Source organism: Actinoalloteichus caeruleus (genome assembly GCF_049311605.1).
In the GTDB taxonomy this organism is placed as follows: domain Bacteria; phylum Actinomycetota; class Actinomycetes; order Mycobacteriales; family Pseudonocardiaceae; genus Actinoalloteichus_B; species Actinoalloteichus_B caeruleus.
Genome location: NZ_CP186005.1, coordinates 4,860,878 through 4,885,358 on the forward strand (window position 1 = coordinate 4,860,878; position 24,481 = coordinate 4,885,358).

A 24,481-nucleotide genomic window follows, 5' to 3' on the forward strand; every position below is an offset into this window, starting at 1 on the left:
GGGCGTGGGCCGGGGAGGGGCGGGGCGGGTGCGGTGACCGGCCCCGTCCCCCGCTGCCGGTGTCCCGTTCAGCGGGCCGGCTCGTCGAACCTCGGGTGGGCGTCCAACAGGAACCCGAGGTCGCTGCCGGGAGCGAGCTCGCGGGCCGGCCGGCCCCGCTCCATCAGGACCGCTCCGGTCTCGCCACCGAGGGTCGCGGCCGTCCCCGACACCCGCGCCCAGGCGCCCTCACGGAGGCCGAGCACGGGGACGTCGTTCTCCTCGTGGAACTCGGCGATCCGCTGCTCCCTGGTCTCCCCCATGTGCGTGCTGCCCGGGCTGGCGTCCAGGAAGTGCGGGTTGATCTGGAAGGGCACCAGACCCAGCGTCTCGAACGAGGGCGGCTGCACGATCGGCATGTCGTTGGTGGTGCGCAGCGACGGGCAGGCCATGTTCGTCCCGGCGCTGGCCCCCATGTAGCGCAGGTGCCCCGACCGCACCTGTCCCCGCAGCGCGTCCAGCAGTCCCCGGGTGCGCAGGTTCGACAGGAGGCGGAACGAGTTGCCGCCCCCGACGAACACCGCTCGGGCTCCCGCCAGCGCCTCCCGGGGGTCCTCCCGTTCGTGCGCCCCGACGACCTCCACGACGTCCCGCAGCGCCGTGCGGACCTTCTCGGTGTACCCGTCGTGGTCCGCCAGCGCGTAGGGGACGAACACGAGCCGGTCCACCCCGGTGAGGAAGTCCCGCACCTCGTCCCCCGCGTGTTCGAGGAAGCCCCGCCCGTGGTTGGTGGAGTTCGACAACAGCAACAGGTCCATGACCCTCCGCCCTTCTCTGACCTCGTCGTTCGCCCTCGGCGTCCTCGCGAGCCTCCCATCCGGCCCCCCTGTGACCTCGCACCCGTCCCACCTCGCGTGCCCCGGGCGACGACACCACCCCGGAGGTCACGCTCGGGTAACGAAGACAACACCGGGTCCCCGGTCGCGGGTGGCTAGCATGGCCGACGTGTCCACCGTTTCCCCCGGCCCCGAGCCCGCGTGCGTGAACGAGGACGGGTCCATCTGCGACCGCGTCTTCGAGGTGACCGGCAACGCGACGGTCGCCGAGCTGTCCCCGCTCGTGGTCAACGGCATCGCGATCGCCCTCATCGTGATCGCCGCGTTCGTGCTCCGCTGGCTGGTGCACCGGATGATCTCCCGGGCGACCAGGGGTGGCGGCGAGGGCCGGGTGCCGGCGCTGCTGGCGCCGTTGCGGGAGCGGGCACCGGACGCCCTGGGGCCGCTGCTGTCGGAACGTCGGGCCCAGCGCGCCAGGACCATCGGCTCGGTGCTCAAGTCGGTCGCCAGCTTCGTGATCTACGGGGTGGCCGCGCTGATGGTGCTCGACCAACTCGGCATCCAGATGGCCCCGATCCTGGCCTCGGCGGGTGTGGTGGGCGTCGCCATCGGTTTCGGCGCGCAGAACCTGGTCCGAGACTTCCTGTCCGGCATGTTCATGATGCTGGAGGACCAGTACGGCGTCGGTGACGTGGTCGACCTCGGTGACGCGATCGGCACGGTGGAGGCCGTCGGCCTCCGGGTGACGACGCTACGGGACCTCAACGGCACCGTCTGGTACGTGCGCAACGGCGAGGTCCTGCGGGTGGGCAACTTCAGCCAGGGCTTCTCGGTGGCCGTCGTCGACCTGCCGGTCGCCCACACCGTTCCGGTGGACAGGGCGATCCAACTCGCGCTCGACACGGCCACCGAGGCCGCCGAGGAACCCAGCTTCTCGGCGGACGTGCTGGAACCCCCGGAGATGCTCGGCGTCGACCAGATCACGGCGGACACGATCACGATCCGGCTCACCGTGAAGGTCCGGCCCGGACGCCAGTGGGCCGTGCAGCGCTCGCTGCGGGCCAGGATCAAGGACGTCTACGACCGGGAGGGCATCACCGCGCCCTACCCCGCCGGCCGTGCCTTCTACCAGCAACAACAGCAGCCCTGACGGGCGGTCGTCGGTCCGCGGCGCACGTGGGTGAGGATGGAGAACGTGGCAGCACCCGAGAACTTCTACCAGGCGGTGGGCGGCGAGCCGACCTTCCGCGCGATCGTCGGCCGGTTCTACGAGGAGGTCGCCAAGGACGACCTGCTGCGGCCGATGTACCCCGAGGAGGACCTCGGCCCTGCCGAGGAGCGGCTGCGCCTGTTCCTCGAGCAGTACTGGGGCGGTCCGCACACCTACTCCGACCGCCGGGGCCACCCGAGGCTGCGGATGCGGCACGCCGCCTTCCACGTGGGGCCGGCCGAGCGGGACGCGTGGCTGCGGTGCATGCGGGTGGCCGTGGACGAGGCCGACCTCTCCGAGGAGCACCGCGACCAGCTCTGGAAGTACCTGGACATGGCCGCGCACAGCCTGTTGAACAGCTGGGAGTGAGGGGTCCGGGACCTCCTCCCCGCGCCACCACCCACCCGTCGGGCTTCCTGATCGGTTCACCTCCACCCCCCTGATCCGGTCGGCCCAACCGGCGACGGTGACCACTACTGCGGACGGCCCAACGAGGCGAGGTGTACGCAGTAACGACGTGGATCACCCGAAATGGATCACCCGTACGGGAGAATCCGCGCCTCGGAGATGGCAATATGGCTCTTTGTGCGACGATCCGCCGACATTCAGCGCGAGGCCATCGACGGGCCCGACTGGTGGGGCAACGCTGTCTTCTACCAGGTGTACGTCCGTTCGTTCGCCGACTCGAACGGTGACGGCGTCGGAGACCTCGAGGGCATCCGGCAACGGCTGGGCTACCTGGAGCTACTCGGGGTGGACGCCCTGTGGCTCACGCCGTTCTTCCGTTCCCCCATGGCCGACCACGGCTACGACGTCGCGGACCCCCGGGACGTCGACCCCCAGTTCGGTGACCTGGCGGCCTTCGACCGGCTCATCGAGGACGCCCACGCCGCCGGCATCAAGGTGACCATCGACCTGGTGCCCAACCACAGCAGCGACCAGCACGTGTGGTTCCAGGAGGCGCTGGTGGCACCGCCGGGGAGCCCGCAACGTGACCGCTACATCTTCCGGGACGGGCTCGGCTCGGACGGTGAGCTGCCCCCGAACAACTGGACGAGCATCTTCGGCGGCCCGGCGTGGACCCGCGTCGCCGACGGACAGTGGTACCTGCACCTGTTCGCGCCGGAACAGCCGGACCTGAACTGGGCCAACCAGGAGGTCTGGCTGGACCTGGAGACGACGCTGCGGTTCTGGCTGGACCGGGGCGTCGACGGCTTCCGCATCGACGTGGCGCACGGCATGGCCAAGCCGGCGGACCTGCCGGACATGTCCGAGGACGCCGACCAGGGCTCGGCCGTCCTGCACGACAACCGGTTGGACCCCCGCTTCGACAACGACGGTGTGCACGACATCCACCGCATGGTCCGCAAGACGCTGGACCAGTACAGCGGGAAGGTCGCCGTCGGGGAGATCTGGGTGAAGGAGGACCACCGCTTCGCCCGGTACGTCCGTCCCGACGAACTCCACCTCGGCTTCAACTTCCGGCTCGTCGAGGCGTCCTTCGACGCCGGGGAGGTCCGCGCGGCGATCGAGCACTCGATCGCCGCGGTCGCCGAGGTGGGAGCTCCGCCCACCTGGACGCTGTCCAACCACGACGTTCCCCGGCACGCCACCCGCTACGGCGGCGGCGACCTGGGGGTGCGGCGCGCACGGGCCATGGCCCTCGTCCAGCTCGCCCTGCCCGGCACGATCTACCTGTACTACGGGGAGGAGCTCGGGCTGCCCAACGTCGAGCTGCCCGACTGGGCCCTTCAGGACCCGATCTGGCGGCGGTCGGGCGGCACCGACCGGGGGCGGGACGGCTGCCGCATCCCGATGCCGTGGGAGGGCGACCAGCCCGCCTTCGGTTTCTCCTCCGGTGAGACGAGCTGGCTGCCGATGCCGGAGGAGTGGGCCGCGCTCACGGCGGAACGCCAGCTGGAGGACCCGGACTCGATGCTCTCCCTGTACCGGAGGGCGATGGAGATCCGCCGGACCCACCCGGGATTCGCCGGTGACCAGGTCGAGTGGTACGGGGCGCCGGACCGCTGCTTCGCGTTCCGCCGCAGCGAGGGGCGGCTCATCTGCGCGTTGAACACCTCTGACGCCTCGGTTCCGCTGCCGCCGGGAGAGGTGCTGCTGGCCAGCGGCCCGCTCGACGACAACGGGGAGCTCCCCCCGAACACGGCGGCCTGGCTGCACTGACCTCGACGTGCCCGGCTGGCCCTCCCCGTGGAGGGCCGGCCGGGCACCCGTCGACCCACAGGCTCAGAACAGCAACGGCAGCAGCGCGTGCCGCCGCCGCACCACCGCTCCGAAACGCGCGTCCATCCGCAACCAGGAGTCCGTGGCGCTGACCCTGATCAGGTCGTCTGAGTCAGCGCCGCCCACGAAGCCCATCCCCGACAGGGAGAACAGGCACCGCATCGGGACCTTCACCTCGAATCCGGAACCGCTGACGGTGAGCACCGCCTGGTCCAACAGCGAGGCAGGCGGATTCCCCTTGGGACCGGCGTTCTCCCTGGCCACCGCCACCCCACGGTCCGCGAGGTCGGACACCACCCCGGCCGGCAGGTCGTCGACGCGGACCCACCCGTCGGCGGGGGGAAGGGCCGAACGCCACAACAGGTCCTGGGGAGCGCCCGGGTCGACGCCGTCCCCCCTGCTGACGGCGAGCGAGGCCAACAGCTCGGACCCGTGCACGGTGAGGTCGTTGGGGTGGACCGCTCCCCGCACCGACCTCGTCACCAGGGTGTCGAAGGGAGTGGCCATCCACGCGTCCAGCACCTCGGCTCCCGGTTCCCCCGACCGCGTCCGCAACCGGATCGCGCACTGCTGGTCGAGCCGGACGGCCCTGGCCACGAACGCGCCGAGATCGTCACGTTCGCTGCCGTCGGCCAGTCGGAGTTCAGGCACCGCCGACCCCCGACCCCTCGGAGGCCGCCCCGGTGGCCTTCGGCCGGCGGGGCTCGTAGCGCGGTCCCTCCGGGCCCGGTACCCACTTGCTCAGGTACTCCACCTCGACGGGGCTCAGCCGTCGTGGCCGGCCCGCGTCGACGTCGAAGGGCACCAGCACCGTCCGCGCCGACGCCGCCACCGGGTCGGACGCCCCGGGCCCCTGTCGGAGCGCGTAGTCCAGGGTGAAGGACGCCGTGCGCACCTCGCGCACGGCGATCTCCGCCCGCAGCGGCGCCCCGGTGACCACGATGGGCAGGTGGTAGTCGATCGCCAGGTGCGCGATCACCACCCCCCTGGACAGTTCGTCCAGGCCGGAACCGGCGGGGTGGTCGAACAGCAGGCCCACCCTCGCCTCCTCCAGCAACGTGACCATCTTGGCGTTGTTGACGTGCCCGAAGGAGTCCATGTCGGACCAGCGAGGTGCGATGTCGGTGACGTACGCGGCCAAGTCAGCGCGCCCTTTCGTTCACATCCGTACGAATTCCCGGCAGCCTAACCGCGGCGAGGTCCACCCGTCACCGCACCATGCTCCGGATCTGCCTGGCCGCGACCGAGAGGGTGGCCAGGTCGTTGCGCCCCGACCGGTCGATCTCCCGCAGCGTCGACCGGGCCCTGGCCAGCCTGGAGGCGTTCGCCTGCTCCCACTGGGCGATCTTGTCCGCGGCCGCGTCACCGGGCTCGCTGCTGCGCAGCACGTCCAACGCGATCCGCCGCAGCGAGGAGTAGACGTCATCCCGCAACGCGAGCCTGGCGAGGCTGTGCCACCGGTTCCCGCGCTCGAGCGCGCTGACCGAGTGGAGCAACTCGTCGATCCGCAGGTGCGCCGACACCGCGAAGTAGGTCTCGGCCGCCTCCTGGGGGCTGCGCTCGCGCTCGACCCCGCCGTCGCGCTCGGCGAGTTCCGCCACCTCCACGATGTCGAGCAGCGAGTAGGTGTTCAGCAACGCCGCGACCCTGCTGGCCAGTTCCGGCGGGGTGCCCTGGTCGACGAGTTCCGCGGCCCGCCCGGACACCACCTCCCGCTCGCTGCCCAGCAGCAGCTCCGGGACCTTCGGACCCAACTCGGCGACCGTGGACGCGAAGCGGGTGACCTCCGCTCCCACCGCCAACGGCTGGGGACGGTTCGCCAGCAGCCAGCGCACCGCCCGGTCCAGCAACCGACGCGTCTCCAGCGTCAGCTCGTCGGTGACCGTGGAGGGAACGACGTTGTCCAGCTGGTCGATCGCCCGCCACAGCGACCCCATCCCGAAGACCTCCTTCACCACGGCGAAGGCGCGAACGGCGTCGGTGGCGGTGGCGCTGGTCTCCTCCAGCAACCGGTAGGCGAAGGAAAGCCCAGCCCCGTCGAGGACCTCGTTGACCAGCAGGGTCGTCGCGATCTCCCGACGAAGCGGGTGCCGGAGGATCTCGGCGTCGAACCGCTCCCGCAGCGGCGTGGGGAAGTAGGCGGGAAGCCGGCGCAGGCACATCTCCTGGTCGGGCAGGTCGCTGGCGAGCAGCTCGTCCTTCAGGGCGAGCTTGACGTGCGCCAGAACGGTGGCCAGCTCCGGGCTGGACAACCCTTCCCGCGCCTTCTCCCTGGCCTTGATCTCCTCGGAGTCCGGCAGGGCCTCCAACTCGCGGTCGAGCCCGTGCCGTTGTTCCAGGTGGTGGAGCAACCTGGCGTGCACGGACAGCATCGGCGCCGCATGCGAGCGCGCCACCCCCAGCACCCGGTTCTGCTCGTAGTTGTCGGCCAGGACCAGGCTGGCGACCTCGTCGGTCATCTCGGCGAGCAGCTCGTTGCGCTGTTCGCGGTCGAACAGGCCCCGGGCGACGAGCCTGTCGAGCAGCACCTTGATGTTGACCTCGTGGTCGGAGCAGTCGACACCGGCGGAGTTGTCCAAGGCATCCGTGTTGATCTTGCCGCCCGTCCGGGCGAACTCGATCCGCCCCCGCTGGGTGAGGCCGAGGTTCCCTCCCTCGCCCACCACGCGGACCCGCAGGTCACGGCCGTCGACGCGCACGATGTCGTTGGCCTTGTCCCCCACGTCGGCGTGGCTCTCGTCCGCCGCCTTCACGTAGGTGCCGATACCGCCGTTCCACAGCAGGTCCACCGGTGCCAGCAGGATCGCCCGCACCAGCTCCGGCGGGGACAGCTTCGTCACGCTCTCCGCCAGGCCCAGCGCCCGGCGCATCTGCCGGCTCAGCGGAACGGACTTGACCGTCCTCGACCACACCCCGCCTCCGGCGCTGATCAGGCTGCGGTCGTAGTCGTCCCAGCTCGACCGCCCCAGGTCGAACAGGCGTCGCCGCTCCGCGTAGGAGCTGGCCGCCGCGGGGTTGGGGTCGACGAAGATGTGCCGGTGGTCGAAGGCGGCCACCAACCGGATGTGCGGGGACAACAACATCCCGTTGCCGAAGACGTCCCCGGACATGTCACCGACACCGACCACGGTGAACTCGTCCCGCTGCGTGTCGACGCCGAGCTCGCGGAAGTGCCGTTTGACGCTCTCCCACCCGCCCCGGGCCGTGATGCCCATCGCCTTGTGGTCGTACCCGGCCGACCCGCCCGAGGCGAAGGCGTCCCCCAGCCAGAAGCCGTAGGACAACGCCACCTCGTTGGCGATGTCGGAGAACGACGCCGTGCCCTTGTCGGCCGCGACCACCAGGTAGGTGTCGTCCGGGTCGTGCCGCACCACCTGGGGTGCCGGCACGACCTCCCCGTCCCGCAGGTTGTCCGTCAGGTCCAGCATGCCCGAGATGAACGTGCGGTAGCAGGCGATGCCCTCGGCGAGCAGCGCCTCCCGGTCCACCCCCGCGTCCCCGGTGCGCGTCGGCGGCCTCTTCACCACGAAGCCGCCCTTCGCGCCCACCGGCACGATCACGGCGTTCTTCACCGCCTGGGCCTTCACCAACCCCAGGATCTCGGTGCGGAAGTCCTCACGGCGGTCGGACCACCGCAGGCCGCCCCGGGCGACCGAACCGAACCGCAGGTGCACGCCCTCCACCCTCGGCGAGTAGACGAAGATCTCGAAGGCCGGTCGCGGCTGGGGCAGGTCCGGCAGCGACGCCGGGTCGAGCTTGAAGGCGAAGTACGGCAGCGGCTCCCCCGTGGCGTCCCGCACGAAGTAGTTGGTGCGCAGGGTCGCCATGATCAACGCGCGGTAGGACTGGAGGATGCGGTCCACGTCCAGGCTGGCGACCTCGTCGAGGAGGTCCGTGATCTCCTCGGTCTGCTCGTCGACGAGTTTCGCCCGCCCCTCCTCGGACACCTCCGGGTCGAACCGGGCCTCGAACAGGCGCACCAGCGCACCGGTCAGCATCGGGTTGCCCAGCAGGGTGTCCTCGATGTAGTCCTGGCTGTAGGGGGTGCGCACCTGTCGCAGGTACTTCGCGTAGGCGCGCAGCAGTGCGGCGTGCCGCCAGGTGATCCCGCACCGCAGCACGAGGGCGTTGAAACCGTCCACCTCGACGTCGCCGCGCCACGCCGCGACGAACGCCTCCTGGAAGCGGGTCTGCACCTCGGCCAGCTGGTCCCGCTCCCCCTCCGCGAGGGCGCGGGGGTCGAGCCGGAGCCCGAAGTCGTAGACCCAGCACTGGACGCCGTCGTGCCGGTTGACCTCGTAGGGCCGCTCGTCGACGACTTCGACGCCCATCCGCTGGAGCACCGGCAACACCTGGGACAGCGTGACCCGCTCGCCCACCATGTACAGCTTGAAACGGCGCTCCCCCGGCGCCGAGTCCGCGGGGGCGTAGAACGAGATGTCGAGGTCGCCCGGCCCGCCGAGGCGGAACAACCGGTGCAGGTCGTCAAGCCCCTCGGCGGCCGTGAAGTCCTCCTTGTAGGCCTCGGAGAACGCCGACGCGTACTGGCGGCCCCGTTCCAGGGCGGTCTCGGAGGCCGTGGTCTCGTCGTCGGCGAGGCGCTCGGGGTCGTCCCTGCGGCGAACCACCTCCTCCACCATGAGGTCCTCCCACGTGCGGGAAACCTCCAGCAGCCGCTGTTGGAGGGCGGCGGTGTCGACCTGGACCGGCTCACCGGGAGTGGTGCTCACCACGAAGTGCACCCGGGCCAGCTGCGACTCGCCGATGCGGGCGCTGTACTCCAGCTTGTGGCCCCCCAGCTCCCGGAGCAGCACCTCCTGCATCGCCAACCGGCTCGTGGTCGTGTACCGGTCACGCGGCAGGTACACCAGGCAGGAGTAGAAACGGCCGTAGGGGTCGCGGCGCAGGAACAGCCGCAGCATGCGGCGCTCGGCGATAGCGAGCACGCCGGAGATCGTCTCCAACAGCGTGTCCGGTTCGGTGGAGAACAGCTCCGCCCTCGGGTAGTTCTGGATCTCCTCCAACATCCTGGTCCCCGAGTACGACTCCAGGGGGAACCCCGCCCGCCGCACGACCTCCCTGGCCTTGTCCGCGACGACCGGGATGTCGAGGACGTCCGCGTGCAGCGCCGCCGGGGTGAACAACCCGAGGAAGCGGTGTTCGCCGTTGACGTTGCCCTGGTCGTCGAAGGTCTTCACACCGACGAAGTAGGGGTGGGTCGCCCGGTGCACGGCGGAGGGTTCGCTCCCCTGCGTGAGCACCAGCAGGGTGGGGGCCAGGGCGTGCGCCCCGCCGTCGGGGGCGGCTCCCAGCCCCTTGGCGTCCAGGCTGTCCCGCCGCAGCACCCCCAGACCGGACCCGAGGACGACGCGCAACGCGGGTTCGTCCCCGTCGCCCGTGCCGTGCACCAACTCGTAGTGCCGGTAGCCGAGGAAGGTGAAGTGGCCGGTGGCCAACCAGTCCAGGAGTGAGGCGCCCCGTCGGACCTCGTCCGGGTCCAGCGGCGGCGGCGTCCGCCGCAGTTCGGCGGCGAGGGCGTGCGCCCGCTCGGTCATCCGGTCGGTGTCCTCCACCACCTCGCGGACGTCGTTGAGCACCGCGTACAGCCGCTGCTCGACCTCCCCGAGCACCTCGCCGTCCCGGAGCTGGGCGATCTCCAGGTACATCCACGACTCCACCAGCGCGTCGGGTGGCGGGGACGTGGGATCGGCGTCGGCCAGCACCTCGAGCAGGTCACCGGCCAGGTTGCGACGCACCACGACGATGGGGTGCACCACCCGTTGCACCTGGACCTGTTGGCGGTTCAGGCCGGACACCACCGACTCGACGAGGTAGGGCATGTCGTCGGTGACCAGCTGGATGGCGGTGCTGACGGTCTCCGACACCCGGCCGTCCGGGGTCAGCGACCGCAGCGCCGGCCGCCCCGGCACCCGCGAACGGGCGAGGTCGAGGTGGGCGCGCAGGATGGCCGCCAACCCGGCGGGGTCGTAGTCGGCCAGCTCGTCGCCGGGAACGTGTCGGTAGTAGAGGCGCAGCAGGTCCTCGACGTCGGGCACCGCCGACGCGGCCTCGTTGAGCAGGTCCTCGCGATTGACGTCCGACCCGGTCGACCGGTCCACCGGACCGGTCGACATCCTCGCCGCGTCACCTGCGGCCTGAGACTGTGCTCCTGTTGAGCTCATCACCAAACGACTCCACACTGTGCGGTACCCCGTTGTACCGCGACCGTCTCCACCCTAAGCGTGCCCCCGGTGGTGGCGGGCCGACGGGTGGACGCGGACGACAGGCGGCACGGTGGTGACCGCGGTCTGACGATCCGTTGCGGAAACTGCCCACGATGCTAGAGCCTGGTCCCGCCGACGCTCCGCCGGAGACGGGCCAGCGAGACCCAGCACACGTTCGTCCGCTCCACTCGAACCGGACTCGGGGGCTTCCCGCGTGCGCTGGCCGAGGCCGCCCACCGCGGTTGGTGTACCGGGTGGTCCCGTTCCGGTGCCGGCCCCGACGGGTGGTGCCCCAGCTCAGGTGGTGTGCGAGATGCCCTCACGCTCGGAGGGCGGGCGGGGGGGCGCGGGGCGGTCGGCGGGGAACGCCTCAGTCCGCCGGCGGCGTCCACCGCCGATGTCGCGGCCGGGGACCCTCCGCCTCCGGGGGCCCGGTGGGGGAGCCACCGGACGGCGCCCGCCAACCGTTCGGCTCCCCGTGGTGGCGCGCATCCGTGGTCGCCCGGTGCGTACCGCCGGAACGCGTCGGCTCCGGAGTCCGGTGGGCGGCCCGACCGGACACGAGCGGGCCGCTCGGGTCCGGGTCCTGGTCCGGGTCCGGGTCCGCTTGGTGCCGAGCGGCGACCCACCGGTCGAGCCCCGGATCGACGTCGTCGTCCCCCGAGCCGCGATGCCGCCCCCTCAGCACCTCGGAGGCCCCGCCGGTCATGGTGGGGGCCGCCTCCTCGTCCGCACCGGGCGTCGGGGCGGCTGAGGTGGGCGCGCCACCGGGTCGGCCGTGCCGCCGAGTCGGGCTCCCGATGGTGGTTCCGTACGCCGGGAGCACCGGCGCGGCGTGCTGATCTTCGACGGCGGGGCCTCCCGGCCGCTCGAGGGCCGTCCCCGTGCCGTCCTCGTGGCGCGCTCGCCTCCGCCGCCGCCCTGTCGTCAGCCCCTCCTCCTGGACGGTCTCCGCACCGGGGACGGACGAGTGCCGGGGCGCCGGGGCCGGGGCCGGCGGGCCGGACACCTCCGCTTCGACCGCCCAGGTCAGAGCGGGTTCCGCGACCGGGTGGGCGCCGCCGGCCTCCACGACGGGAGCCGACGCCCCTGGCCCATCCAGCAGGTCCTCCCGGCCGGGATCGGGGGGAGGGGGGACCGCGGAACCGGTCGGGGCGCCCGGGCCGTCGGACACGCCGTGGACCTCGGACCGCGTCGTGCCAGGCCCCGACACCTCGTGGGGCAGGGACGGCGCGACCCGCCATTCGGGGACCGGGGTCTCAGCTGCCCCGGCCAACTCCTGGTGATGGCTCGTCCGCCAGGAGAGGTCCCCACCCGGTGATGGTCCCTCACTGACCGCCGTCCTCCCGGGTGGTTCTCGTACGGCGTTCTCACCCGCCTCGCTCGTCGGGACGAGGGCGCCGTCCTCCCCCCTCCGTCCCGCCGACGCCGAGTGCCGGCCGCCGGGAGACGCGTGCGGCCGGGCATCCTCGGTCAGCGCCTCAGGGTGGTGGCCCGGTCCGGTTCCGGCTGCCGCGCTCCCGGCGGGGGCGTCGTCCGTGCCCTGGCCATCGGTCGGGTTCGCATCGCCCCTGGCGCACCACGCACCGCCCGGGCTCCGGCCGGACCCGCTGGCGCGCAGCCCCTCACCGCCGTCCACCCCCGTCGGCCGGTCGACCCGGCACGCGGGGGGCGGGCCCTCGGCGGTTGACGTGGCATCGGTGGGCGCTGGGCTCGACGGGGGCTCCGCGTCCGCCCCCGCCGGCGGGGTCAGGCCCCGGGGCGGGTGGTCGGCCCCGACGGCAGGGGCCGCCGCGGGCCCCTGCCCGCCCGTCACCGAGGGATGGGGGAGGTCCGGGGGTTCCGAGGGATCGGTGGGCACCGCCCGCAGATGTGCTCGCTGCCGGGAACGCTCCTGGTCGATCCGCCGGCGCAGGGACTGGCGGGTGGTCTCGTAGGCGACCATCGCTCCCGCGAGGAGCTCGGCGAGACTGGCCCCGCCCAGATCGTCCCCGCTCGCCACCGGGGAGTGCGTCCCCGGATCGGCCGAGGCCACCGGCATGGGCTCGGCAGCTGGGCTGGAGGAAGCGCTCTCCCCCCGCGCCCCAGTACCGCGACCAGCCGATGTCGTGGTACCGCGACCAGCCGATGTCGTGCCGTCCGGCCGCTCGGCGGGCGGCGGCCCGTCCGCACCACCGCTCGACCGGGTGCCGGCCGCCGGAACGGTCGCCGCTGACTGGCCGGGCCCGGTGAATGCCCCACCTCGGGGCGGCTTCGCCCCGAGGTCCGGCTCGTGCCCGGCGCCCCAGGCCCCCGATGCCCTCGCCACGTCTCCGACCGGGGCACCGCCCCCTCCCCGGTGTTGCGGGCAGGACTGGCGCGGTGCGGCAGGGCCGACGGCTGTCCCCTCGGTGGACGGTCCCGTCTCGACGGGCAGCCCGACCGCCCAGGGCCGGGCCGGTGCGGCGTCCACGGCACCCGGCTCACCCGGAGCCGAGGCGGACGGGGTGGGCGGGGTGGAGCCGGCCGCTGGCCGGTCGCGGTCGGCACCGCCGGACTCGTCGTGGTCATCGCGCCCGCCCGCCAGGAACCCGCGGGGAGCCGGGTCGTCGGGGGGAGGTCCGTGGGCCACCTCGGGAGCGGGGCCCTCGCCGGCCGACCACGACTCCACGGGCACCGAGAACGGATCGACCGCAGGATCGAAGGGCAGCTCCCCCGGCTCATCCGAGGGAGGTGACGACACCACCGGCGGTGGTCCGCCGTCGGGCAAACCCCGAGCACCGTGGTCAGGCGGGCCAGCCAGCTCGAGCTCCCCGTCCCCGGGGCCCCGCCCCGAGGGAGGGGTCGCGTCGTGGTCCCGCCGCTCCGCCGCGCCGATGCCCCGGAACAGGTCGAGGGTGCTGCCCAGCAGGCCACGCCGTGCCTCCTCGACGGCCCCGCCGGTCAGCGCGAGGAAGCCGCCCCCACCCGAGGGGTCAGCCGCCGGGGGCAGCGGTGGCGCGCCTGGCTGGCCAGCGGGCGACCAGCTCGCCGGCTCACCGGCACCCGGCAGCCCGATGCCCGGGTCCCACTGGTCGAAGGGATCGTCGGCGGACGACCACGCGGGGGGACGGCCAGCGGGCTCGGTCTCCACCGCGTCAACCTGATCCGTGCCGGCACGCTCGACGTCCCAGGCGGCGGCGCGGCGCCGACCGCCGCTGCCCTCGTCGACCGACCTCCGGCCACCATCGGACCACCGGCCGGCCGCCTCCCCGGGGACCAGGTCGTCCGCCCCGAGCGGCGCGCCAGGACCCCCCTCGGGTTCCGGCCCGTCCACGGCGGAGGGCTCGGTGGTGGAACCAACGGAAGTCCCCCCGGGGAGGGCTCCCCCGGCGCGCGACAGGTCAGGCTCGTTGGCGGCCCGGTCAGCCGCCCGGGTGGACGCCGGGTCCTCGGGCAGCGGTTGGCCGGGAGCGGACGACCGCGTTCCGCCAGGACGGCCCGAGGCTAGGGCCGCTGCGCCCCCATCCCAGACCTCCGGGTCCTGGCCCACACCTCGGCCCACCCGGAACCGGCTGAGGAAGGGCGAGTCCTGCTGACGCTCCCGTCGACGGCGGCCGGCGACGCGAGACGAGGAGGAAGCACCAAGCCGGTCCGCCTCCCCCAGCACGGTGAGCAGGTCGCCGACCCCGTCCTTCCCCTCCGCCGAGTCGGCGAACTCATCGGCCAGCCGGAGGCGCGCGGTCCGCACCTCCCGCTGCGCCCGACGCTCCGCGGCATGGGCGGCCCGCAGGCAGTCCAGGGCCTCGGTGGTCTCGGCGAGCCTCTCGTGCACGAAGGACAGCTCACGCATGGCCTGTGACAACAGCGGGTCCAGGCGGTGGTGCCTGGCGTCCTCGGCCACGGAGACCAACAGCTCCCGAGCGCATTCGGCGTCCCCAGCCGGCAGCCGAACGCGGGTGGCCAGCAGGATTCGCAACCAGCCGTGCGAGGACAGGGCCGGCAACCTCGCCGGCGCGGCCAGCAGCTCCTCGGACACCGCGACGGCCATGCGGGGCTGGCCGGAGTCCAGGAGCGCGTTGACCAGCTCCACGACGAGACGCCCCCGAACCCGCCCGCTGTCGCGGGCCGGCGAGTCGAGCTGCTCGAGCAGCCGGAGACCGTCCCGCGCCGACAGGATCGCGGCGTCCAGATCGCCCGCCCTCCGCTGGCGTCGAGCCCACGCTCCCCGCACCGCCGCGCGTCGCGACCAGGTGGCGTCACGGTCCTCCTCGCCCCCGTCGCAGAGCTCCTCCGCCTCGGTGAGCACCCGCGCCCACTCCGACTCCCCGGTATCCCCTGGTAACAGCGATGCCAGTTCGAGCAAGGCGTCCGCCCGCGCACCCGACGCCACGCCCCCGGCAGCGAGCACCGGACGCAGGAGCGGCACCGAGACCGCCGGCGACCCGAGTCGACGAGCGCTCCTGGCCACCTGCACCCGGAGCTCGGCGAGGAGCTCGGCCTCCTCCGACATCTCGGCCCGGGCGGTCCCGGTAGCACCGGCGAACCACCGTTCGAGCAGCCGCAGGGCCGGCACGGCCCGTTCGGCCGCCGCCGGTTCGCGATCGAGCCGGCTCAGGGCATAACAGGCCACCGACTGGGCCCGGGACCAGGTCAGGTCCCGGGCCGTCCCACCCATCGCCGCCGCCCGGCCGGCGAGGACGAGGGCGACCTCGGGCGCGCTCCAGCGCAACTCCCGTGCCGCACGCACGAGTGAGTCACGTTCGTCGCCTGCTGGCGCGGCGCCCCAGGCCGCCGTCATCCGGTCTCCGATCAGTCGCGCGTCAGCTTGCGATGGGTGACCCGATGCGGGCGGGCCGCCTCGACGCCGAGGCGCTCCACCTTGTTCTGCTCGTACCCCTCGAAGTTGCCCTCGAACCAGAACCACTGCGCTGGGTTCTCATCCGTACCTTCCCAGGCAAGGATGTGGGTAGCCACCCGGTCCAGGAACCACCGATCGTGGGAAATCACGACGGCGCAGCCGGGGAACTGTTCCAGGGCGTTCTCCAACGACGACAGGGTTTCCACGTCCAGGTCGTTGGTGGGCTCGTCGAGCAGGATCAGGTTCCCACCCTGCTTCAGGGTGAGGGCCAGGTTGAGGCGGTTCCGCTCCCCACCGGAAAGCACCCCCGCCGGCTTCTGCTGGTCCGGCCCCTTGAAACCGAACGCGCTCACGTAGGCGCGGGAGGGCATCTCCACGTTGCCGACGTGCATGTAGTCGAGCCCGTCGGACACCACCTCCCACACGGTCTTCTTGGGGTCGATCCCGGCCCGGCCCTGGTCGACGTAGGAGAGTTTGACGGTCTCGCCCACCCTCACCGAACCGGCGTCCGGCTCCTCCAGCCCGACGATCGTCTTGAACAACGTCGTCTTGCCGACCCCGTTCGGGCCGACGACACCGACGATGCCGTTCCTCGGCAGGTCGAAGGACAGGTTGTCGATCAGGACCCTGTCGTCGAAGCCCTTCTGGAGCTTGTCGACCTCGACGACGACCGTGCCCAGACGCGGACCCGGCGGGATCTGGATCTCCTCGAAGTCGAGCTTGCGGGTGCGTTCCGCCTCGGCCGCCATCTCCTCGTAGCGCTGGAGACGGGACTTCGACTTGGCCTGCCTCGCCTTGGCGTTCGACCGGACCCAGGCCAGCTCGTCCTGGAGGCGCTTGTGCAGCTTCGCGTCCCGCTTGCCCTGCACCGCGAGCCGCTCGGACTTCTTCTCCAGGTAGGTGGAGTAGTTGCCCTCGTAGACGAACGCGCGTCCCCGGTCGAGCTCCAGGATCCAACCGGCGACGTTGTCGAGGAAGTACCGGTCGTGCGTGACGGCGAGCACGGCACCGGGGTAGCTGGCGAGGAACTGCTCCAGCCACAGCACGCTCTCGGCGTCCAGGTGGTTGGTCGGCTCGTCGAGCAGCAGGAGGTCCGGCTTGCTCAGCAGGAGCTTGCACAGCGCGACCCGGCGGCGCTCACCGCCGGAGAGCACCTTGACGTCGGCGTCCGGCGGCGGGCACCGCAGGGCGTCCATCGCCTGCTCCAACTGGGAGTCGAGGTCCCAGGCGTCAGCGTGGTCCAGCTCCTCCTGGAGCCTGCCCATCTCCTCCATCAGCTCGTCGGTGTAATCGGTGGCGAGCTGCTCAGCGATCTCGTTGAAGCGGTTCAGCTTGGTCTTGATCTCCCCAACGCCCTCCTCGACGTTGCCGAGAACCGTCTTGTCCTCGTTGAGTGGCGGTTCCTGTTGCAGGATCCCGACCGAATAGCCCGGTGACAGGAACGCGTCACCGTTGTTCGGCTGGTCGAGTCCGGCCATGATCTTGAGCACAGACGACTTTCCGGCCCCGTTCGGGCCGACGACACCGATCTTGGCGCCGGGGTAGAACATGATGGTGACGTCGTCAAGGATCACCTTGTCACCGTGTGCCTTGCGCACCTTTTTCATGGTGTAGATGAACTCGGCCATGGCCGCGATCGTAGAGCGGTGGCCGTGGCACCCGGTATGTCGGTCAACCGGACGGCGACGATCCCCCGCTGCGGCGCCCTCGACCAGGGCCCCGGCGGCGGCCGCCAGGCGGTGCGAGGGCGTTTCCTCGCGGCCTTCCCCACCGGCGGAGGCCCGCCACGAGAAGGCCGCCGAACCGAAACCCGACGGTCCGTGGCCAGCCCCCGGACACCGGCCAGCCCCTTCCGGTCGCGCTGTCCCCGGCACGGCGCCCCTCCCGAGCCGAACCGCCGTCGGCGCCGGTCGACGTCACCGGGCCTCGCCTCGGTCGCTCCGCGTCCCCCCACGGCCACGGGCTGGACGAGGCGGCGTCCTCGTCCAGCCCCGGTTGGGCGAGCGGGCGGCCGGACGGCGGTACCCGCCGGCGAGACGCCTTCGCCGGGCGCGGCCACCCCGAACTCACCCGACCGACCGAGGTGGGCGCGGCAGGGGGACCGTCCTGCCGCGCCCACCCGCTCAGGCGGGCACCAACGGCGCGGCAGCGGGGTGGTCGGGAACCCGGCCGGGAGAGGAACCCGGGGCGGTCCGGGTTCCAGGGGCGCCGTCACCGCCCGCCCCAGGAACAGGGGAGGCCCCCGGCTCCGAGGAGTCGGAACCGCCCCCGGCCGGGATCTCCCGCCGGTCGCGGAGCAGGTCCACGCGACACCGAGCCAGGTCAGGGCCCAGGGTCGTCGCCACCAGCTCCACCGCGTACCGGCGCTGCCCCTCGATGTCGTAGTCACGGGTATGAAGGCGCCCCTGGGCCACCACCGGATCGCCCTTGCGCAGCGCCGCCGTCACGTTCTCGGCCAGCTGGCGCCAACACCGCACCGTGAGGAACAGGCGATCCCCGTCGACCCACTGCCCGGTACCCCGGTCGTACCGGCGCTCGTTGCTGGCCACCCGGAAGCTCGCCGAGGCCTGCCCCTCCCGGGTCTGGCCAGCCCGGACCTCACTGATCACGGTTCCCACCACGGTCGTCATCGTCTCGTTCACTGTCGTCAGCCCTTCCGGTGAGCGGAGGGAGGCCGGGCAGGCACCGACACCGCGCGCCGACGGCGGTCCGCCGCACCGCCGTGGACGCCGGTGGTCCGCCCCGCCCCCTCGTGTTCGTTTTCCGGAAGCCAGGCTGGCCCATCGAGAGGGCTCCCGGCAGCTCACCGCCGGCCGCCTTGTGGATAACCGGGGGCTGTGGACAACTCGGGTGGGAGGCGACACCCCTTCACCCGTGAGGGGGTGCGTCGACCGGAACGACCACCCAGCGGCGCACACCGGCGACGCGCGGTTCCCGCCACCGCGTCCAGGCCGTCGCGCCAGGCACGCCCCGCGAGGCCGAGATGCTCGAACGCCGCCCGACCCCAGCCCACCGCCTCGCCCGCTGGCGGAACACGACGGCCGAGGTCCGCGAGGGCGACTCCGCTACTTCCCGGGGCCGTTGAGGTCGCGGAGCATCCGGTTGTAGGCGGCCAGGTCGGCATCCCCGTCGGACTCGGCCCGCCGGTCGGAACGAGCGGCGTCCCTGGCGTCGCTGCGCGCCCACTGGACGAGCAGGGCCACGATCACCACCAGGACCGGGACCTCCCCGCTGGCCCAGGACAACCCACCGCCGAGTCGCTGGTCCTCCAACAGGTCGGACACCCACGGCAGGGACAACCCCCGGTAGAAGGACTCCCCGATGATGGTGCTGGACCCCATGAGGATGATGCCGAAGAACGCGTGGAAGGGCATCGACGCGAACATCAGACCGAGCCGCCCCATCGGCGCCAACCGGTGCGGCGCGGGGTCCACCCCGATCACCAGCCAGTAGAACAGGTAGCCGGTCACCAGGAAGTGGGCGTTCATGGCCAGGTGCGCCCAGTGCTGGTCCAGGGCCACGTCGAACAACCCCGAGAAGTAGAGGCCGTAGAAGGACCCGACGAACAGGACCAGCGCGACCAGCGGGTGGGCCAGCACCCGGGTCACCGGCGACTGCACGGCCGCCAGCAGCCACTCCCTCGGCCCCGGCGCGCCGTCCTTCCCGGCGGTGGGCAGGGCGCGCAGCGCCAAGGTCACCGCACCGCCCAGGGCCAACAGGATGGGGGCGAGCATCGCCAGCATCATGTGGGCACCCATGTGGGCGCTGAACATCGCCGGCGAGTACTTGCCGAGACCGGAACTGGTGGCGATCAGCACCGTGGCACAGCCACCCAACCAGGCGACCGTCCGCCCGACCGGCCAGGCGTCGCCCCGCCGCCGCAACCGGCGGACACCCGCCAGGTACAACCCGGCCAGGACCAGGGACAACGTCCCGTACACCAGGTCGAAACGCCAGTCCAACACCATCCGCCCGAAGGTGAACGGCCCGTCGAGCTCGAAGCCCAGCACCAGCTCCATCGCGCTGATCTCGGTGTTGGCCACCTCCCTGGGCGGCGGAGTCCGTCCCAGACCGACGGCCAGACCCACCGTGACCAGCATCAACAGGATCTCCACCGCGCCGAGGCGGATCAGCGGCCCTGCGGAGCCGGTGCGCTCGATCTCGGCGACCGACCGCTCCCGTTGCAGGTAGCCGAAGACGAGGAGCAGCAGGATGGCCACGGCCTTGGCCACCACCAGCTGACCGTAGGTGCTGGTCAGCAACTCGTCGGGGCGGAGGCGGGACAGGGCGTTCACCACGCCGGAGACGCCCATGGCGATCCAGCAGACCAGGGCGAGCCGGGAGAACCGTCGAGCCGCCAGACCGAGGTGACGGCCGCCTCGCAGGGCGTGCGTGACCAGGGCGATCAGGCCGCCCACCCACAGCATCGTGCCGAACAGGTGGAACAGGAGGCTGTTGGTGGCGACGTCGTGCGCGCCTCCGCTGGCGGAGTGCCCCGTCATCGCCACCGGGAGGAGAGCGGCCAACGACAGGAAGAACCAGGCGACGGCCCACGACCACGTGAGCACCACCCGGCAGGCGACCGCGACCGCCAGCGCGAGACCAGCGGTCCACGCCCAGGCCCGCGCCTGCTCCAGCTGACCCAGCAGCTCGCCGAACATCTCCCAGTCCAGGACCCGCGCCAGCGGCCACCCGACCGCGTCCGCGAGGCTGAGGGGCACGGTGACCGCCGCGCCGAGCGCCCACGCGGCGGCGGCCCAGCTCGCGATGCGCACCGCCGCGAACCCGTCGGCGGCGAGCTCCCCGGAGCGCTGCGGAGGGGTGAGGAACGCGGCGAGCAGCAACGACCCGATGGTGACCGCGGCACCGACCTCCGCCACGACACGGGCCACGGGCAACCCGTACCGGACCACGTCCCCGGGATCGGGCAGGCCGAGCGCCAGGTAGGTGTCGGTCGCGGACAGCATCAGGACGAGGGCCGCGACCAGCGCGGCGAGCACCGTACCCGGCAGGACGACCGCGAGGACGCCGACGGCGGAGCGCCGAGCCGGTTCCTTCCGGTCGGCCTCGACCCGTTCCGTGGTGAGTGTGGGGGACACGGCGCGAGCCTAGGACAGATGCCCCCGGCTCGGTCCGGCCGTCCTTACGGCCACGTGCGGTTTCCCGGCGACGGCACCGGAGTCAGCCGCCCGGGAGTGAATCGCCGTGACCAAGAGCACACGGACACGGCATCAGGTGGCAACCCATCCGGGTTTCGGCTGGTAAAACGATCTCCACCTGGCCAGCCCAGGAGCCGGTCAGCCGGGCGGTGACCACTAGGCTTCCCCCGGCTCACGCGGGGAAGGTGTGCGGTCGTCATCGGTTAGGTACCGGCTCGGCAACGGTCCACCGCTGAAGCTGAACACCGACTTCACACCGGTTAACCTGTCCGCGCGTTTGGCGCACGCCTCCGTAGCTCAGTGGATAGAGCGAGGGACTTCTAATCCCGAGGTCGCAGGTTCGAATCCTGCCGGGGGCACCACCACGTCGTCGTTCACCGCGGCGTTCTCACTCGATCCGCCCCGTTTCCGCCGGTCCCCAGCGGGCGAGGGCGATCGCCCTGGCCGGGCGGAACGGAACTGCGGTCCGGGCGACGACTCACGATGAGGCATTCCGGGAAGGCCCGGTCGGCGAGGCGGCGGTGCTCGGGTAGGACTAGCGGGCGTCGCCCGCCGGGGACCGGGCGGCCATCGGGGTGGGCGCGGACCTCGTCGTACCCGGCCTCGCTCACCCGGTGCGCGGCTCGGAGACCGCGACTCCGAGGCGGTGCGTCCTTCCCCGCTGGGTCCCGAGCAGGGCCGGTGGCAACGGCCCCGGCATGGTGGGTCGGTGGGAGTTCCGCGCGCTCGTCGGACGAGGCGGTCCGCGTTCGACGCCGTGCGTCCTCGGTCGCGGACCCGCTCGGCGGGCCGCACCCCTCGGAGCGGGGCGCTCCTGGTCCGTCCAGGCCGCCCTCGAGCCGCGACCCGTCACGACGAGCCGGTGCGCCCGCCGAGGTCGCCGGTGCCCACGAGGAGGGACCGGGGGACACCAACCCCGACCGGGAACGTGGTGACCGGATCCGAGGGCGACGCACGCGGTCACGGCGCGACGATCAGCGCCTGCGGTGCGGCCGCCTTCATGCGGGTGTTCAACCAGGACAGTTGACGGGAGGTCTGCCCGCTGGCGCTCCGCGCGATGGACAGCAGCTCGTGGTCCCGCAACCCCTGGGCCGCCTGGTTGATCACGGTCCAGGTGGTCAGGACAAGAGTGCCCAGGACGTGCAGGTCCTGGAGGTCGCGGAGCAGGCCGACCGGCCCGGAGCGGACCTCGGCGAGCCCGGCGGCGTGGAGGCGGTCGGGTTCCTCGACGTCGCCCCCGTGCTGCTCGCCGTAACGGCGGGCGACGGGCTCGAGCTGGCGCACATGGTCGTCGCTGAACCCGGCGAGGGTGCGACAGGTGAAGAGCACGTCGGGGTGGCGGGCGTGGCCCTCCCCGACGACGCGGAGGGACTCGGCGAGGGTCCGCTCGGACCGGTGGGCCAGCCCCACGTAGGTGGCGAGGTGCATCATCGGCCTCCGGTCCCGCCGGCCGCGTCCACCGCCGGGTCGTCCGGGTAGCCCGGGGTGTCCGTCAGCCGCGTGGTGGTCGGCGCCCCGCCGGACGTCCCCGGAACGCCACCGCCGACCGGCGCGGACGCCGCCGTGGTGGGCGCCGGCGCGGGGCCGTCACCGCCGCGAACCCGGACGACGCGGCAGGCCGCCGTCTTGAAGTAGGGCTGCTTGGACACCGGATCCCACACGGTCATGGTCAGTTCGTTGGCCTGCCGGTGCTGGTGCTCGGGATCGGCGTCGTCGAGGTCCCAGGAGCCGTAGTGGAAGGGCGCGAACACCGTTCCCGGTCTCACCCGCCCGACCCGGGCCCTGACCTCGATGGCGCCCCTCGGCGATTCCACCCGGACCGCGTCGCCCTCGCTGACTCCCAGCCGGGCGGCGTCGACCTCGGACAGCTCGACCCAGGCGTCGGGTGCCGCCGCCCGGAGCGAGGGGGACCGGCCGGTCTTGGTCCGGGTGTGGAACTGGTAGACGGTCCGGCCGGTGGTGTAGAGCATCGGGTACTCCGGCCCTGGTTCCTCGTGCGGCGGGGTGTGGTGCGCTCCCTTGAGGAACGCGCGACCGTCGGGGCGCATCGCCCGGTGTTCCTGCTCGGTGACGACCGCGCCGGTGAGCAGGTCGTGGCCGTAGGTCTCGCACTCGTCGGTGCGGGTGGGGAACACCCCGTCGTGGTAGAGCCGGTCCGTTCCGTCGGGGGCGTGCTCGGTGACCGGCCACGGGATCCCGGTGGGCCCTCGCAGCCTGGCGTAGGTCAGTCCCGTGTAGTCCACGGGTCGACCTCGGCTCGCCTCCCGCCAGGCGTCGAAGACCTCCTCGGGCTCCCGCCACGGGACGAGCGGCGCGCCGTCCCTGTCGCGGAAGTCCATGGCGTCGGCGTACATCAGGAAGATCTCCAGGTCGCTCCTCGCCTCACCGGGGGGTTCGACGGCCTTCTCGGACAGGTGCACGACCCGGTTGGTGTTGGTGAACGTTCCCGTCTTCTCGCCCCAGCCGGCGGCGGGTAGCACCACGTCGGCCAGCCGCGCGGTCTCGGTGAGGAAGAGGTCCTGCACGACCACGAAGCACTGGTCACCGCCCAGGATCCGGCGGATGCGCGCCGACTCGGGCATGGACACGGCCGGATTGGTTCCCACGACCCACAACAGCCCGATGCTGCCCTCCTCGGCGTAGCCGAAGATCTGCATGGCGTGGGTGGGTGGCGCCCAGTGCGGAATGGTCAACGGGTCGACGTTCCACAGCTCCGCCAACTCCCCCACGTGGCGCGGGTTCTCCCAGTTGCGGAATCCGGGCAGGTCGCCGTCCGCGCCGCACTCCCGGTTGTTCTGGGCGGTGGGCTGGCCGTTCATCTGGAGGACACCGGACCCGGGTCGACCGATCAGGCCGCGCAACAGGTGGAGGTTGTGCACGGCCACGGCCGAGGCGGTGGCCTGGTGGGACTGGTAGAAGCCCTGGAGGACGGTCGACAGGACGTCGCGGCTCTCCCCGAAGATCCGGGCCGCCCTGCGCAGGTCGTCGGCGTCGACCCCGCAGGTCCGCGCGACCACCTCCGGGGTGTAGGGCTCGACGATTCCGCGCAGTTCCTCGACGCCCAGGGTGTGGTCTCGGACCCACCGCTCGTCGACCCAGCCGTTGGCGAACAGTTCGCGGGTGAGCCCGTTCATCAACGCGAGGTTCGTGCCGACCCGGGGTGCGAGGTGGACCCCGCCGGTGCGTTCCGCCTCCACTGCCACCGGGGTCCGCCTCGGGTCCACGCAGACCACCACCGGCGGGTCCGGTGATCGGGTGCGGTCCAGCACCCGCATCCACAGCACGGTCTGCGTCTCGGCCATGTTGTGGCCGTAGAGGAAGAGCGCGTCGCAGTGCTCGACGTCGGTGTAGGAACCGGGCTGCCCGTCAGCGCCGAAGGACTCCTTGAAGGCTGCCGCGCTGGTCGCGGTGCACAAGCGGGTGTTCCCGTCCATGTGCGGCGTTCCCAGCCCGGCCTTGCCGATGACCCCGAGGACGTAGTACTCCTCGGCGAACAGCTGGCCGGTGCTGTAGAAACCGTGGGTCAGCGGCCCCTTCTCCGCCAGCAACCGGCGTGAGACCTCCACGACCCGACCCATCGCGGTGTCCCAGTCGGTCTCGACCAGCTGCCCCGCCTCCCGCACCAGGGGGCGGGTCAGCCGGTCGGGGGACGACGCCCACGGGGTGCTGCCGTAGAGGCCCTTCGGTCCGAGCCGGCCGTGGTTGACCACGTCGGTCGCCCGCCCCCGCACCCCCACCATCCGGCCGTCCTTCACCGCGATGTCGCAGCCGCACCCGTTGCTGCACAGCACGCAGGCGCTGGGGACCCACCGGTCCACCTCGTCCTCGGACAGACCGTCGGCCAGGTACTCGTCCACCCTGGCCGGCCAGACCGTCCCCTTGCCGTGCGGGGTGCGCGGCCCCCAGACGTCGGCGATCCGATCCATGTGCCCCACTGTGCTCCCCACCAGGGCGGTCCGCAGGTCGAGACGGGCACGGCGTGCCCGGCTGGACCTGGGTTCGGTACCGAG

At 72.4% G+C, this 24,481-nt stretch carries 13 protein-coding genes and 1 tRNA gene; 4 read left to right on the forward strand and 10 right to left on the reverse strand.

Annotated features, from left to right (window positions below):
- Nucleotides 1–68: 68 nt before the first annotated feature.
- Nucleotides 69–797, reverse strand: a complete 729-nt coding sequence (pepE, locus tag ACOJVX_RS19795; RefSeq protein WP_026418543.1) for a dipeptidase PepE — start codon at nucleotides 795–797, stop codon at nucleotides 69–71.
- A gap of 178 nt (nucleotides 798–975) precedes the next feature.
- Between pepE and ACOJVX_RS19800 the strand changes: the two genes are divergently transcribed.
- The 3 genes from ACOJVX_RS19800 to ACOJVX_RS19810 all read left to right on the forward strand — a co-directional run bounded on the left by ACOJVX_RS19800 (nucleotide 976) and on the right by ACOJVX_RS19810 (nucleotide 4,209).
- On the forward strand, nucleotides 976–1,965 hold the full coding sequence (locus tag ACOJVX_RS19800; RefSeq protein WP_030105423.1) for a mechanosensitive ion channel family protein: 990 nt from the start codon (nucleotides 976–978) through the stop codon (nucleotides 1,963–1,965).
- A 36-nt stretch (nucleotides 1,966–2,001) separates the two neighbouring features.
- The gene (locus tag ACOJVX_RS19805; RefSeq protein ID WP_030105424.1) at nucleotides 2,002–2,394 is read left to right on the forward strand and encodes a globin; all 393 of its coding nucleotides are present in this window, start codon (nucleotides 2,002–2,004) and stop codon (nucleotides 2,392–2,394) included.
- A 162-nt stretch (nucleotides 2,395–2,556) separates the two neighbouring features.
- Nucleotides 2,557–4,209: a glycoside hydrolase family 13 protein gene (locus tag ACOJVX_RS19810; RefSeq protein ID WP_248783847.1), complete on the forward strand. Its 1,653-nt coding sequence runs from the start codon at nucleotides 2,557–2,559 to the stop codon at nucleotides 4,207–4,209.
- Between the two features lie 63 nt (nucleotides 4,210–4,272).
- Here the strand turns inward: ACOJVX_RS19810 and ACOJVX_RS19815 are convergent, their stop codons facing one another.
- The 7 genes from ACOJVX_RS19815 to ACOJVX_RS19845 form a co-directional block, all read right to left on the reverse strand.
- Nucleotides 4,273–4,920: a hypothetical protein gene (locus ACOJVX_RS19815; protein ID WP_026418547.1), complete on the reverse strand. Its 648-nt coding sequence runs from the start codon at nucleotides 4,918–4,920 to the stop codon at nucleotides 4,273–4,275.
- On the reverse strand, nucleotides 4,913–5,410 hold the full coding sequence (locus ACOJVX_RS19820; RefSeq protein ID WP_026418548.1) for an acyl-CoA thioesterase: 498 nt from the start codon (nucleotides 5,408–5,410) through the stop codon (nucleotides 4,913–4,915). Before ACOJVX_RS19820 ends, ACOJVX_RS19815 begins: the two co-directional genes overlap by 8 nt.
- 67 nt (nucleotides 5,411–5,477) lie before the next feature.
- Nucleotides 5,478–10,451 (reverse strand): NAD-glutamate dehydrogenase, encoded by a 4,974-nt coding sequence (locus ACOJVX_RS19825; protein ID WP_422647001.1) that lies wholly within the window; start codon nucleotides 10,449–10,451, stop codon nucleotides 5,478–5,480.
- A 412-nt stretch (nucleotides 10,452–10,863) separates the two neighbouring features.
- Entirely contained in the window at nucleotides 10,864–15,084 is a 4,221-nt protein-coding gene (locus tag ACOJVX_RS19830) for a hypothetical protein (RefSeq protein ID WP_422647002.1), read from the reverse strand.
- Nucleotides 15,085–15,263: 179 nt separating this feature from the next.
- A complete protein-coding gene (gene ettA, locus ACOJVX_RS19835; protein WP_026418550.1) occupies nucleotides 15,264–16,940 on the reverse strand; it encodes an energy-dependent translational throttle protein EttA in 1,677 nt (558 codons plus the stop codon).
- A gap of 495 nt (nucleotides 16,941–17,435) precedes the next feature.
- Nucleotides 17,436–17,942, reverse strand: coding sequence for a single-stranded DNA-binding protein (ssb, locus tag ACOJVX_RS19840; RefSeq protein ID WP_418152778.1), 507 nt, complete (start codon nucleotides 17,940–17,942; stop codon nucleotides 17,436–17,438).
- 435 nt (nucleotides 17,943–18,377) lie between these two features.
- Entirely contained in the window at nucleotides 18,378–20,411 is a 2,034-nt protein-coding gene (locus tag ACOJVX_RS19845) for a cytochrome c oxidase assembly protein (RefSeq protein WP_418152779.1), read from the reverse strand.
- A 346-nt stretch (nucleotides 20,412–20,757) separates the two neighbouring features.
- Here ACOJVX_RS19845 and ACOJVX_RS19850 point away from each other — a divergent pair.
- A tRNA-Arg gene (locus ACOJVX_RS19850) sits at nucleotides 20,758–20,833 on the forward strand.
- A gap of 598 nt (nucleotides 20,834–21,431) precedes the next feature.
- On the opposite strand, the gene ACOJVX_RS19855 is transcribed toward ACOJVX_RS19850, so the two are convergent.
- Nucleotides 21,432–21,902 carry a hypothetical protein gene (locus ACOJVX_RS19855; protein ID WP_308208872.1) on the reverse strand — a complete coding sequence of 157 codons (471 nt, stop codon included), beginning with the start codon at nucleotides 21,900–21,902 and terminating at the stop codon, nucleotides 21,432–21,434.
- The gene (locus ACOJVX_RS19860) at nucleotides 21,899–24,397 is read right to left on the reverse strand and encodes a molybdopterin oxidoreductase family protein (protein ID WP_422647003.1); all 2,499 of its coding nucleotides are present in this window, start codon (nucleotides 24,395–24,397) and stop codon (nucleotides 21,899–21,901) included. The genes ACOJVX_RS19855 and ACOJVX_RS19860 overlap by 4 nt, the downstream gene beginning before the upstream one ends.
- Nucleotides 24,398–24,481 lie beyond the last annotated feature (84 nt).

Bases quoted from the DNA above. Each gene is read 5' to 3' on its own strand.
- pepE (WP_026418543.1), bottom strand. From the start codon at position 797: ATGGACCTGTTGCTGTTGTCGAACTCCACCAACCACGGGCGGGGCTTC.
- ACOJVX_RS19800 (WP_030105423.1), top strand. From the start codon at position 976: ATGGCCGACGTGTCCACCGTTTCCCCCGGCCCCGAGCCCGCGTGCGTG.
- ACOJVX_RS19805 (WP_030105424.1), top strand. From the start codon at position 2,002: ATGGAGAACGTGGCAGCACCCGAGAACTTCTACCAGGCGGTGGGCGGC.
- ACOJVX_RS19810 (WP_248783847.1), top strand. From the start codon at position 2,557: ATGGATCACCCGTACGGGAGAATCCGCGCCTCGGAGATGGCAATATGG.
- ACOJVX_RS19825 (WP_422647001.1), bottom strand. From the start codon at position 10,451: ATGAGCTCAACAGGAGCACAGTCTCAGGCCGCAGGTGACGCGGCGAGG.
- ettA (WP_026418550.1), bottom strand. From the start codon at position 16,940: ATGGCCGAGTTCATCTACACCATGAAAAAGGTGCGCAAGGCACACGGT.
- ssb (WP_418152778.1), bottom strand. From the start codon at position 17,942: ATGACGACCGTGGTGGGAACCGTGATCAGTGAGGTCCGGGCTGGCCAG.
- ACOJVX_RS19855 (WP_308208872.1), bottom strand. From the start codon at position 21,902: ATGATGCACCTCGCCACCTACGTGGGGCTGGCCCACCGGTCCGAGCGG.
- ACOJVX_RS19860 (WP_422647003.1), bottom strand. From the start codon at position 24,397: ATGGATCGGATCGCCGACGTCTGGGGGCCGCGCACCCCGCACGGCAAG.